Raw genomic sequence first — 13,046 nt, 5'->3', positions numbered from 1 at the left:
ATGCCTGCAACTCACAAGAAAAGCCATCTTCCGGAAAGGAGCGGCACCCATGCGGGTTAGTCATCGCAATATCTATTCCAACGTGCTCGGCTATTTCAACAAGTCGATCACCGGATTGGTTGAGTTGAACTTGCAAGCCTCCAGCCAAAAGAAAATCAACCGCCCATCTGATGATCCCATCGGCATGTCACGTGTCCTGTCGTACAGGGACACCATGAAGTCCATGGAGCAGTACCGAAAGAACATCGACACGGCTCAGGGGTGGAACGGTCTGGCGGATGAGAACCTGATGCAGGTCAGCGTGGCCATTACCCGACTCAAGGAACTTGCCGAACAGGCCTCGACCGGCACCTACACTGCGGACAACAGGGCGCAAATCTCCTTTGAGGCACGACAGCTTTATAGTCAGTTGATCACCCTTTCCAATGCGTCATATGAAGGCAAATACATATATGCCGGGCATAAAGTGGACTCCCCAGCTTTTCAAGAGGCATTGTTCGTTCAAAGCAACGGCAATGGAACCATCCACCATCAGGACGTTATTAGTATCTCCGGAGGATCAAATTCAACAATTTTAGTCCAATTTCTAAGCCCCGGCGCGACAGGCGAAGATCAGCTCGCTTTTCGCTACTCCACCAACGGCGGGAAGTCCTGGTCTGAGGGAATACTGCCGGAATCCGACCCTGTGAACTCTCCAGTTGTGATGAACCTTGGTGGAGTGCAAATAACTTTCGCCGCCGGTGCGGATGTAACCGCAACTGATCCGAACGACACGAACGACACGAATGGGACTTGGCTCTGGGTTCGCCCTACAGCTGTGTACAAAGGGGACGACGAAGACCAAATCAGTGTTGAAAGCTTCGGCTCTTACGATCCCGATGAAGCCTTGGCCGCCGGAGTCTTTCGCAACAAAGTCATGGTGCGAATTGATGACGTCGACGGCGGCGAGATAACATTTTCCTACAGCACGGATGGCGGACGAAAATGGAACCAGAACAATACGACTCCGGAAGGCCCGCCGACATCGCTGCCCGTACCCGGCGGTTTTCTCAACCTGGAAGATGGGCCTCCTTCCATGGACGACCAGTTTGTCATCCGCCCCAATCGCGCTCTGATGAATGTCGAAATTTCCCAAAACGAGACCATTCAGATCAACAATATTGGCAAGGATGTCTTCGGCGGATTGTACAACGGTCAACCCGTAGATCTGGGCAAGACCGGCTCCAATCTTTTCGAAACTGTCGGCAAGCTTATCGGTTATCTGGAAACAAATACCCAGCAGGGCGCCGCCGATGCCCTGGAAGAATTAAATGAGGCTCACAAGCATATTACCACTTACCTCGCCGGCGTCGGGGCGCGGCGGAATCGGCTGGATTTGACCGACAGCATCCTGCATGGGCTGCAACTCAACGCCAGGGACCGGAAGAGCAAGATCGAGGATGTGGATGTTGCCGAATTGATGACCAAGATGGCCATGCAGCAGATCACTTACGAGGCCGTCCTCAAGTCATCGACGACGATCATGAAAATGAGCCTCGTCAACTTCATGTAATCAACATCACTCAGTTAAACACAGCATGCTCATCCTGACACGCAAAGCCGGCGAAAGCCTGTACCTGGGAGACAACATCAAGGTCACCGTGCTCAAGGTCCAGGGCAATCAGGTCAAACTTGGGTTTGACATCCCGGACGATCTCACGGTGTATCGCGAGGAGGTCTACTTGCGGATCAAGGAAGAGAACTTGATGGCCGTGCAGGCCAATGAACAGGATTTCTTGATGGCGACGAAGATATGGTCCAGAAAACAGGAAGAATAATTCATTCCCGGGTCGGTCCGCTGCAAGTGGAACAGGATCGACTGGTTTATTTTCCGAAGGGGCTGGTAGGATTCGAGATGCAGCGGGAATTCGCCCTGGTACGCGTGCGCGAGGATTCAGCTTTTTTTCTGCTGCAAAGCTGCACCGATCCGGCCCTGGGATTGATGGTCGCGGATCCCTACGTATACGTGCCGGATTATCGGATCAAGGTCGGCACACCGGAGCAGGAACTGCTTCGCCTGAAGAACATCCGTGAAGCCGTGGTCCTGGTGACCGTGACCATTCCCGCGGGAAAGCCCGAGGACGCCGTCCTGAATCTGGTCGGACCTCTGGTGATCAACGCTCGTTTACGCCGAGGCATGCAGGTTCCCCAGAATCAGATGCGTCATCCGCCCAGAGTGCATTTGGCCGCGGGGAAGGCAAAGTCAGGAGATGAACAAGTACCTCGAGAAATTGGTTAAAAGGGCCGGATCTGAGGGAGCAGGCGAGAACGACAAGATCAAATCTGTCTCCCCCAAGCCCCGTACTCCTGCTCCAGCATTTTTTCGGCGGTCTTGCGGCTGTTCATCTGATAGGTGTTGGATTCCACCTGCTCCTTGATCTGTTCGACCCGATCGGTACGGACTCCGGAGTCTGCCTCGGCAACAGCCTGGACGCCGCGGTAGGTTTGGGCTCCAGCAGAAAGGCTGATGCGATCGCCTTGTGTCGAGGCAGTCCCGGCAGCCGGCCCTTTTTTTTCGGCCTTGGGTCCGGATTCGCGGCTTTCCACGGGTCGAAATGCATCAATAAGTTTCTTGATTTCCATGTTTCCTCCAAGGCCTAAAGCATGGTTTCATTGACTTTGGCCAGGGTAATGCGCCAGAAACGCTGCAGAATGGTTTGTTTTTCCTCACCGACAACTTCCGTCAGTTCTTCGCCTTCCTTGCGCAAAATTTGCAGTTCCGGCTCCAGTGGAAGATATCGAAATTCCATACCGAAACCGAATTCTCGTTCCAGCTCCTCTTTGATCTCCAGCACCACAGGGTTGCTGCTTCCTGATACCATCAGGCTGTCCATGATCTCGGCGGCAATTTTCTCCACCAGCTGCTTTCGGCGGCCGTCCTGGGACAGGTTGACGACGTCTTCAGGCGAAGCCCGCTGCAGCAGCATGCGATAGCGCGCCATTCTCCGGCCCTGATCGAGATGTTGGCCGTAATGGCGAAGCATGTTCTGGACTTGGAATGGCTTGATGGTCACAGCGGATTACTCCTCATGACCTTTATCGGCAGGGATCTGAAAAACTTTAGGGGTTCAACTGCCTAAAATTCTATGAAAAAATATTTTCGCGGCACGAACCCCCTTTCGGAGATTGTCCAGGTTCAAAATCGTGCTAATGAGAACCTTCGTAAATTATTCTCCACCGACCGTCGCTTTCCTGCTGCCAGAACTGGTGCTTGCGCGATGATGACTGGAAGTTGTCGCTCCAGTAGTCCTGGTTGAAAGTCGCGACCATGATTTCCGGATTTTCCGGGTACTCGAATATGTTGATGTTTCCCATACGCACCCGGACTTCGCTTTTTCCCGCGTTAATCCGTGTTTTGTGGCGCTTCCAAGCAGAGTAGTCCTGGTTCCCGCTGCGGAATTTTGGTGAATAATGTGCCAGATACGCTTCTGAATTCAGGCTTTCCCAATCCCTGCGCCACGTCTCCAGCAGATCTAGCATCTCTTTTTGCACTTCACGCAGCTTTAGCGGATCGGTCCAACTGACGCTTCGGGAGAGCACCACGGGCACATTGCCGTTCTTGAGCAAGGGAGCCAGAGCCTCCAGATCCTTGTTGTGCATGGTCACGCAGCCGTCGCTGGCCAACGGAGGGCGGCTGAACATGCCCGTGGGATTTCCATGCAGCCAGATGCCGTGCCCCGTCTTGCCCAGGCGCCGATCCAAAGGGTTGGGATAATCCAGGGTGAAGGCGCCCCATCCGTAATACTTGGGCAGCCGCTGGCCGGGAATGAAATTTTGGGTAAAGTAGACACCCAAAGGAGTGCGCTGGTCCCCTTCCCGGTGTTTTTCCGGCCCGCCCTTGCCGCCGGAAATGTAATAGTCGTCTACGACACGCGGCCCGATTCCTCCCCTGTTGGAAACCACATACATTCTGGACAACTCCAGATCCACGACCAGAGCATAGGGTTCGTTCTCCCCAAGGGCGACCAGACTGCTGGGCAGCAGTCTCCCGTTGGGTTGCCGCTGGTGGTAGAGCCACCTACGGCGAGCTTCATCTTCCAGACCGGCCAACTCGGTCTCCGGAATCAGCCCCGCTCCAAGTCCTTGAATGGTTCCGGCTCTTGCCGCGAGCACGTCCGCGTAAACTAGCTGGGCCAGACGAAAATCCGGATTTTCCTGAACTAGGCTTTCCAGAAGGGTCTGGGCCTGGTCCAGGCGTTCTCTTTGAACGTTTTCCAGAGCAATCAACAGGTCGGACTCCGGCGCCCTGGTAATGCTTAGGCTGTATCCACCAACGGAATAATCGTCCAGATTTGCCTTGATGGATAACGGGGTGAGCACCACCACGACAAGGAACGCCAAAGCCGAAACGAGTCTCCATATCAGGTATTTTGCCTGGACCATGGACAGGATGGGGAAATGATTGATCATTGAGAACGTACTGTGACAAAAAGCGTGTTGGGTTTCATAAAGTGACTAACGAGGCAACAACCTCTCCCTGACAATACGCCACTGGCCGTTTTCTTTGCGCATTTGCAACTCTTTGAGAACCTGATCGTTGACCACGTTGGAACGGTAACGCTGCGTAAAGCGAACCTGAACTGAATTCTCGTCCAGAACGGTAACTATAATGTTCGAGAGCGTCACATGAATGAATGGCGGCGCGGCAACCCTGGTGCGGCGTTGTTCCCGCCACTGGGCCAAACTGAGGCCTCTTTCGGGCTTGAACTCATCGCTGTAAAAGGAAAGGTAGGCCTGAACGTTCTGGCTGGCCCAGGCCTTGGCCCAGTCTTGAACCACCTGGGTAACCGTCTCCTGCACATCCACATGGAAGGAGTCGGCTGTCGACGTTTCAGCCTGAACGGAAGGAGGGGCGGATTCCGGTTCACTGGTCGCGGAGGCCTCTGGAGCAGAAATCAATTCCGGAACAGCGGCTGGCTCAGGAGCCCCGGAAACCGTTTCCGGGGCAGGCGTGGGCAAAACCGGCTTCGTACCACGTGCTCCGACCGCTTCGGGTGCTTCAGGTGCCGCGGCAGATGGTTCGGATACGGATGGCGGCTCGGAGCTGGCAAGATCCGCAAGAATTTCCGGCACGGTCTCCTGCGGGCACGTAACATCGAGTCCGACATTATCCCTTGGGGACTCCTGAGGAGCACAAATCAGGGCTGACGCAAGTCCCGGGGGCATGCCTTGCGTCGCAAAACCTGGAGTCGACAACCATGAAGATACTCCGGGCAATGGCCCTGTGATACGTTCAGGTGCGCGTGCCGATGGCGGTACTGCGGAGGAGTCCAGGTTCGGAACCGGCATGGCAGCAGGTGATGATAATGGAGCCTCCGTCATGAGCCGTTCCTGGGCTTGTCTATCCACAGCGGCCAGCATTACTGCCGTATCTGCCGAAACCCCAAGTTCATCCAGAGGATCAAGGAGAACGAGAATCGTGTCGTCATTGTTGCCCAAGGCCCGCCGATATGCACTGCCGGCCATGGCCGAATAGATCCGGCTCAAGTTTTGATGCGCCGTGGCGTAGCTGGGATGGGTCTGCAAAGCCTGTTGCAAGGTCTGCTTGGCCTCTTCGAAACGTCCCCCGGCAGCGAGCAACGCGGCCAGATTGTTGTAGGGTTCAGGCAGTTCCGGGTGGATGTCGATCAGGGAGCGATACACGTCCATGGCCTCGGAGAAACGCCCCGACCGTTCAAGAATCAAGGCTTTCAGGAACAAACCCTGGGGTTCACCGGGGTGTTTGCGGAGGTGCTCCTGGATCGCCAGCAGGGCTTCGGCGGGTCTCTCCTCCGCCATCCGAACCTGGGCCATGTCAAGATCAGCATAAAAACTGACGGCCGGCGTCGCTGCCCACAGCAAAATAACCAGCACGGCCGGAGCTAAAGTAATGCGCTTCATTTATGAGTCGGACCTCTTCCGTAGAGTGTCGTCAGATACAGAAGGTGCTTGCGGACAGCGGCATTCAACGAATCCGGCGCCATTCGCCAGGACCAGTTTCCGTTGGATACGCCGGGAACGTTCATCTTGGAAGCGGCGCTTAATCCAAGGATGTCCTGGAGCGGGAAAATGGCCGTTTCCGCCACGGATTGCATGGCCAGGCGCACAAATCGTGAAGCGATGTTATCGGCCGTGCAGTGTGCGTCGAGATACTCGTTCACACGGGCTAGGGTCTCGGCGTCGGCCTCTTCCTCAAACCAGCCGCGGACGGTGTTGTTGTCGTGGGTACCGGTATAGACAAGACATTTCTGGATATGATTATGCGGGACATACGGGTTGGTGGGCAGGTCCGGACCAAAGGCGAAGAGCAGGATCTTCATTCCGGGAAGGGAAAACTCGCGCATGATGTCGCGCACCGCATCATCAATGGTGCCGAGATCCTCGGCGATCAAGGGCAGGGGATCAAAAGCTTCGGAAAGGACCCGAAAAAAGGACTTGGCCGGCAGATCCACCCATTTTCCGTGCATGGCTGTCTTGTGGCCGGCAGGCACTTCCCAGCAGGCCACAAAGCCGCGAAAATGGTCCAGGCGGACCATGTCGAAGAGCATGGTGTTGTGCCGGATGCGCCACACCCACCAGCTGAAATCGTCTTTTTGCATCTGCTCCCAGTCGTAAACCGGATTCCCCCAGAGCTGTCCGGTCTCGCTGAAGTAGTCCGGCGGCACCCCGGCTTGGACCCGGGGGCGAAGGGAAGCATCCAGCTTGAACAGCCTGGGATTGGCCCAGACATCCACGCTGTCCTCGTTCACATAGATCGGGATGTCGCCGATCAACTGGACTCCCCTGCGGCGGCAGTACTCCCGCAAGGATTGCCACTGGCTGAAGAAGACGAACTGCCGGAAACAGGCCAGATCGATATCAGAGCGCAGCTCATCGCGGAATTTCGCCAGGGCGGAACTCTCACGTCGCTGCAGAGCCTGGGGCCAGGAAGTCCAAGGTAATTGGTCAAAGTGGTTTTTCAGTGCCCGGAACAAGGCGTAATCCTCAAGCCAGTCGGCCTGTTCCTTCCTGAATTCTTCAAACTTGCTCCTGACGAGAGGCCGGCTTTCCAGCCGGGCAAACGCCTTGCGCAGCAGTTCTTCCCGAATTTCAGCGGCCTGTCCGTACTTGACCCGTTCCACCGGTATGCGCGGCAGGCCGTAAAAGTCCTCTTCCTGGAGCAAACCCGCTTCCAGCATGGCTTCCGGGCTAATCAACAAGGGATTGCCGGCAAAAGCCGAATCACTGCTGTATGGTGAGTTGCCGTGAATCGGAGACGTTGGATTCAAGGGCAACATCTGCCAGTACCGTTGCCCGGATTCAGCCAGAAAATCAACGAATCGCTTCGCCTCGGGTCCCAGATCGCCGACGCCGAAGCGGGAAGGAAGAGATGTGACGTGCAGGAGTATGCCGCTGAAGCGGTCTTGAGTCTTCATAAAGTTCTCTTTTCAATGCTCGATGGTATCACCGAGGCGCAATAACTCGCGTGAAAAAAATCAGGGAGAGGTGGTTGAATCCGAAAATGGGTTCTTCGATCGCGAAACACCTCAATCCAGCTTTTTCAGGAAGAAATCCACCGTGGGCGTCTCGGGTATGTCGGCAAACAGTTCATTGCGGCAGACCAGGTCGGTGTTGCCTGTGCTGTCGCTCTTCAAAAAAACCACGCCCAACGGCGGCAGGGTCAGGGCCAGGGAGGAAAAAAAGTTGTGACTGGGAAGCGGCGCAGCCTCGACACCGCCCATGTTTCCCATGCCGCTGCCCCCGTACTCCCGGGCGTCGCTGTTCAAGATTTCCCGCCAGATTCCCCCACGCGGAACCCCGACCCGGTAATTCTCACGCGGTACGGGCGTGAAATTGGCCGCCACCAGGATCAGATCCTGGGTGCAGGAGCCGCGACGCAGAAAGCTGATCACGCTTTGATCCGCGTCATTGCAATCCACCCAGGAAAAGCCGTCCTGTTCGAAGTCCATCTCATACAACGCCGGTTCGCCTCGGTAAAGCTTATTCAGATCCTGAACCCAACGCTGCACACCATGGTGCTCGGGTTGGTGAAGCAGATGCCACTGCAGGCTTTGTTCGTGAGCCCATTCCGACCACTGTCCGAATTCGCCGCCCATGAACAGCAGCTTCTTGCCTGGGTGGCCGTACATGTAACCGAAAAGCAGCCGCAAATTCGCGCATTTTTGCCAGTAATCGCCCGGCATTTTATTCAGCAGCGAACCCTTGCCGTACACAACTTCGTCGTGGGACATGGGCAGGATGAAGTTCTCGGCAAAAGAATACCATATGCTGAACGTAAGCTGATTGTGGTGATATTGGCGATGGATAGGATCATTGGCCATGTAGGACAAGGTATCGTGCATCCAGCCCATGTTCCATTTCATGCCGAAGCCCAAACCTCCCACATCAGTGGGTCGCGAAACCATGGGCCAAGCGGTGGACTCCTCCGCCGCTGTCTGCGTGTCCGGAAAGTTCACATACACTGCCTCATTCACTGCGCGAATAAATTCGATGGCTTCCATGTTCTCTCGCCCGCCGTACCGGTTGGGAATCCATTCGCCTTCCTTGCGGGAATAGTCCAGGTAGAGCATGGAAGCCACGGCGTCCACGCGCAGCCCGTCCACATGATACTTGTCCAACCAGAACAAGGCCGAGCTGATCAGGAAGCAACGAACTTCGTTGCGGCCGTAATTGAAGATGTAACTGTTCCAATCAGGATGATACCCTTGACGCGGATCTGAATGCTCGTAGAGATGGGTGCCGTCGAAATAGGCCAACCCATGCCCGTCGCCAGGAAAGTGGGATGGCACCCAGTCCAAAATCACCCCGATGCCGTTCTGGTGCAGTTGATCAACGAGGTACATGAAATCCTGCGGCGGACCGAAACGCGACGTTGGAGCGAAATATCCAAGGGTCTGATACCCCCAGGAACCGTAAAACGGATGCTCCATGACCGGCAGGAGCTCGACATGGGTGAAGCCCATTTCCCGAACATAGGCGGGCAGCCGGGAAGCCATCTCCCGGTAGGTCAAAAACCGATTGGACTCACCGGGAATGCGCTGCCAAGAACCGAGGTGGACCTCGTACACGGATTGAGGTGCGCGCAGGGAGTTGCGCAAAGCCCGCTCATGCATCCATTGGCCGTCATTCCACTGGTATTCCAGGTCCCAGACCACTGAGGAGGTATTCGGCGGAATCTCCGTGTGCCGGGCAAAGGGATCGGCCCGGTCCGAACTGTACATGTGGTGCCGGGAACGGATGTGGTACTTGTACAGCTGCCATGGATGCGCCCCGGGGATGAATCCTTCCCAGATACCCGAACCGTCCCAGCGCGGATGGAGAACATGGGCGCTGTTGTCCCAGCCGTTGAAATCGCCGATCACGCTGACCTGTTCGGCATTGGGCGCCCAGACCGCGAACAGGGTGCCCTGCTCTCCATCCACTTCCATCGGATGCGAACCGAGCTTGTCGTAGAGTCGGAAATGGCGGCCTTCCCTGAACAGGTAGATATCTTCTTCGGAGAACAGGCTCACTCCTGGTATGACGCGCTTCATGGTTGCACCTCCATAATATTTTTCAACCCCTTGAGCGGGAGATCCACCCAATCCAGGCGATTGTTCAATTCGTATCCCAGTTCGTACACGGCCTTGTCCAGAACGAAGATGTCCAGCAGGTTCTTGACCTCATCAGCCTTGTCCGGAAGAAAGACGTGCCCATGGGACAGGTCGAGATAGGACTTCAGGAACATTCCCGAAACAGCCGAGGACCAAGCGTCGATCCAGGCAGTAAGGACGGCCTTGTCGGTTTCACGGGCGAGAACCTGGTTGCGCAGGACCATTTGCGCGAGATAATCGAAGGACCGCAGCATTCCAGCCACATCCCGCAACGCGGAGCGTTTCAGACGGCGTTCGCTCAAGGCGCGGGCGGGTTCCCCCTCGAAGTCGATGATTACGAAATCCTTGCCGGTGTACAGGGCTTGGGCCAAGTGATAGTCGCCGTGAATCCGGATCTTGGACGCCAGGATCTTGTGGCTGTAGATGGTTCGAAATCGCTCCAGAATGGCTTTTTCCGTCTCCAGAACCTCCCTGGCCAGCGAGGCCTGCTCCTCTGGTATCCTTTTCAGATTCTTGCGCAGCAGGCTCATGACGGTCTTCAGCTGGTTCTGCAGGCCCTGAAATATCGACCGCTGGTAGAGATAGGAGAACGGCTCCGGTGCAAAAGCCGGATCGTCATGTCTTGAGGCGAGGGCAATGTGCAGTTCCGCCGTACGCCGACCCAGCAGGGCGATCATTTCCAGATACGGCCCGATCAGGTCGATCACCGCTTCCTGGGTAGAGCCATGGGCTGCTTCCCAGTAGCCGCAGGGGCATTGGGGGATGATGGCTTCCGGCCCCAACGACAAAACGGATTCCACGTATCGTTGCAACGCATCATGGCTGTATTTCCAGGCGTCTCCGTGACTGGGCACGAACTGCTGCAAAACCCCCAGGACGGCATCCTCGACTCCACGCTGATTGTAGGTCAAGGAACCTGCGTAAAGAGGGAAATTGCGGAATGTGGTCCGTTCGGTGAGAAACCTGCACAATTCCAATTCCGGCTGTTGGCCGCGCTCCAGCTGGCGGTAAATTTTGAGAATCAGTTCGTTGCCGTAGTTCAGGGAGGAGTTGCTCTGTTCGGTACGCAACAGATGCGGCTCCAGCCTCATGATTTCACGTTGTCGCAGATCCCGGCCGGGCCAGGCATGCAGTTCACCCCGGCGTCCCTTGATGTGCTGGCGCTTGCTCAGGAATTTGATCAGACGTTTCGCAAAGTCCGGGGCATAGACGGCCTCGAAGAGGATGCCCTGCTCCTCACCGTTGCGGGAGGTTCTGGACAGGCGGCTGAGCACATGCTGGGGTTCTTCGGCGGCAACCGCCTTGGCATCTTCCCCCCAGGCCATGGTCAGGGGCAGGACGTACCGTTCCTTGGCGCCCTCCACATAGTCCACGCTGAGAATCAAGATCAGGGAAGCCTGATCGGAATGATTAAAATCCAGCACATCTTTGATGGTGACCTGCTGGATTTTCCTGGCCTTGCTCCGGAACCAGCGCCGGGTGGGCAGGAATCTGGGCAGAATGCGCTTCTCCAGCCGCTCGCCCACCTCGCCGGTCCAGATGTCCTGTTCGGCGGCGCGGATGGTCAGCAACGGCAATTCCTGGATTCCGCGAACCTGCTCCGTATCCGCGACCTGGATCATCTGAAAAAAATAGTAACCATAGGACCCCAGGGTCAGAGAATACAGTCCCTCTTGGACCGCGGGGAAACGATTGCGGCTGAACACTTCTTCCGGAATCCAGCCCGCATATCCTTGCAGCTCCAATTCCAAGGGTTGGCAATGCCTGGAAAGATTGGCAACGATCAGCAGATGCTCGTCCTCATAGCGGCGTATAAACGCCAGGACCTTGGCGTTGTCCGGACGCAAAAACGTGATGTCTCCCCGTCCGAGAGCTTGGAAACGCTTGTACATGGAGATGAACCGCTTGTTCCACCAGAGCAGCGAGGCCTGATTCTGGGATTGGGTTTCCACGTTGATGGCTTCAAAATGGTATTCCGGATCGATGATCACCGGCAGATAGAGCTTTTGAGGATTGGCCCGGGAGAAACCGGCATTGCGGTCCGAACTCCACTGCATGGGCGTGCGCACCCCGTCCCGGTCGCCCAGGTAGTAGTTGTCGCCCATGCCCAACTCGTCGCCATAGTAGAGCACCACGGAGCCGGGCATGGCGAAGAGAATCGCGTTGAGCAGATTGATCTTCTTGCGGTCGTTGTCCAGTAGCGGGGCCAGGCGACGGCGAATACCCAGGTTGATGCGCGCCCGGGGGTCGCGGGCGTACATTCGGTACATGTAGTCCCGCTCTTCGTCCGTGACCATTTCCAGGGTCAACTCGTCATGGTTGCGCAGAAAAAAAGCCCACTGGCAGTTGTCCGGAATGGCCGGCGTCTGTTCGAAAATATCGATGATCGGATGGGATTCTTCCATGTGCAGCGCCATGAACAACCGAGGCATCAATGGAAAATGAAAGGCCATCTGACAGGAATTGCCGCTTCCGAAATAGGCGCAGGCGTCCTCGGGCCACTGGTTGGCTTCCGCCAGCAACATTCTGTTGGGGTACTTGGCGTCGATATGCGCCCGCAGATCCTGAAGGTACTTGTGCGTTTCGGGCAAATTTTCGCAGTTGGTGCCCTCTCGTTCGTAGAGATACGGCACGGCGTCCAGGCGCATCCCGTCAACCCCCATCTTCAACCAGTAGTCGATCACGCGAAACAGGGCCTTGCCCACCTGGGGATTGTCAAAGTTCAGGTCGGGCTGATGGGAATAGAATCGATGCCAGTAGTAGGCCTTGGCCACTGGATCCCAGGTCCAGTTGGACGTCTCGAAATCCTTGAAGATAATCCGGGCGTCCTGATACTTTTCCTGAGTGTCGCTCCAGACGTAAAAATTGCGCCAGGACGATCCGGGCGGAGAATTTCTGGCCCGCTGGAACCAGGGATGCTGGTCGGAAGTATGATTGAGGACCAGCTCGGTGATCACCCGCAGCCCTCGCTTGTGGGCCTCACGCAGAAAAAACTTGAAATCCTTGATGGTTCCGTATTGGGGGTGAACGCTGAAATAGTCCGCGATGTCATACCCGTCGTCACGAAGCGGCGAAGGATAAAAGGGCAACAGCCAGATCGCCGTTATACCCAGATCCGCCAAGTAGTCGAGTTTCTGGGTCAGTCCGGGCAAGTCGCCGATCCCGTCGGAGTTGCTGTCGAAGAAAGCCTTGATATGTACTTCGTAAATTATGGCATCCTTGTACCAAAGAGGATCGTCGATCAGTCTGGCTTGTTTGATGGACATGTAAAGCTCCTGATGTTTATGCCGCGAAGTATTGAGGCATGAGGATCGTTTTCAAAAGATCAAACGTACCGGTTCCAGTCCCGCGACCAGTTTTTACGGAAAAATCCGATCAAAAAAGCGGAACTTGGCCCTGTCTGTTTCGGTTATGACATATGTAATAAAAAGCATA

Annotated in this window: 10 protein-coding genes; 3 read left to right on the top strand and 7 right to left on the bottom strand. The window is 55.8% G+C overall.

What is annotated here, in order from left to right; genetic code table 11:
- Nucleotides 1-49 precede the first annotated feature (49 nt).
- From flgL to fliW, 3 genes are read left to right on the top strand one after another with little or no spacing between them, the layout of a single operon-like run.
- Entirely contained in the window at nt 50-1,552 is a 1,503-nt protein-coding gene (gene flgL, locus BLP93_RS10875; protein ID WP_092121332.1) for a flagellar hook-associated protein FlgL, read from the top strand.
- Between the two features lie 25 nt (nt 1,553-1,577).
- Complete coding sequence (csrA, locus tag BLP93_RS10870; RefSeq protein ID WP_092121324.1) at nt 1,578-1,817, top strand: carbon storage regulator CsrA; 240 nt, start codon at nt 1,578-1,580, stop codon at nt 1,815-1,817.
- Nucleotides 1,793-2,278, top strand: a complete 486-nt coding sequence (fliW, locus tag BLP93_RS10865; RefSeq protein WP_092121321.1) for a flagellar assembly protein FliW — start codon at nt 1,793-1,795, stop codon at nt 2,276-2,278. Before csrA ends, fliW begins: the two co-directional genes overlap by 25 nt.
- Nucleotides 2,279-2,316: 38 nt before the next feature.
- Here fliW and flgM read toward each other — a convergent pair whose 3' ends face one another.
- From flgM to treS, 7 genes are all read right to left on the bottom strand, one after another.
- On the bottom strand, nt 2,317-2,622 hold the full coding sequence (flgM, locus tag BLP93_RS10860; RefSeq protein WP_092121319.1) for a flagellar biosynthesis anti-sigma factor FlgM: 306 nt from the start codon (nt 2,620-2,622) through the stop codon (nt 2,317-2,319).
- Between the two features lie 14 nt (nt 2,623-2,636).
- The gene (locus BLP93_RS10855) at nt 2,637-3,053 is read right to left on the bottom strand and encodes a DVU0524 family FlgM-associated protein (RefSeq protein ID WP_092121317.1); all 417 of its coding nucleotides are present in this window, start codon (nt 3,051-3,053) and stop codon (nt 2,637-2,639) included.
- A 133-nt stretch (nt 3,054-3,186) separates the two neighbouring features.
- Entirely contained in the window at nt 3,187-4,449 is a 1,263-nt protein-coding gene (locus tag BLP93_RS10850; RefSeq protein ID WP_092121315.1) for a L,D-transpeptidase family protein, read from the bottom strand.
- Nucleotides 4,450-4,494: 45 nt separating this feature from the next.
- On the bottom strand, nt 4,495-5,919 hold the full coding sequence (locus BLP93_RS10845) for a nuclear transport factor 2 family protein (protein WP_092121312.1): 1,425 nt from the start codon (nt 5,917-5,919) through the stop codon (nt 4,495-4,497).
- Complete coding sequence (malQ, locus tag BLP93_RS10840) at nt 5,916-7,433, bottom strand: 4-alpha-glucanotransferase (RefSeq protein WP_092121310.1); 1,518 nt, start codon at nt 7,431-7,433, stop codon at nt 5,916-5,918. The genes BLP93_RS10845 and malQ overlap by 4 nt, the downstream gene beginning before the upstream one ends.
- Nucleotides 7,434-7,544: 111 nt before the next feature.
- Nucleotides 7,545-9,551 carry a 1,4-alpha-glucan branching protein GlgB gene (glgB, locus tag BLP93_RS10835; RefSeq protein WP_092121307.1) on the bottom strand — a complete coding sequence of 669 codons (2,007 nt, stop codon included), beginning with the start codon at nt 9,549-9,551 and terminating at the stop codon, nt 7,545-7,547.
- Complete coding sequence (gene treS, locus BLP93_RS10830; RefSeq protein WP_092121304.1) at nt 9,548-12,877, bottom strand: maltose alpha-D-glucosyltransferase; 3,330 nt, start codon at nt 12,875-12,877, stop codon at nt 9,548-9,550. Before treS ends, glgB begins: the two co-directional genes overlap by 4 nt.
- Between the last annotated feature and the right edge of the window lie 169 nt (nt 12,878-13,046).

Origin of the sequence: Desulfonatronum thiosulfatophilum (genome assembly GCF_900104215.1) — a bacterium.
Classification (GTDB): Bacteria; Desulfobacterota; Desulfovibrionia; order Desulfovibrionales; family Desulfonatronaceae; genus Desulfonatronum; species Desulfonatronum thiosulfatophilum.
This window is presented reverse-complemented; position numbering and strand designations above follow the sequence as displayed.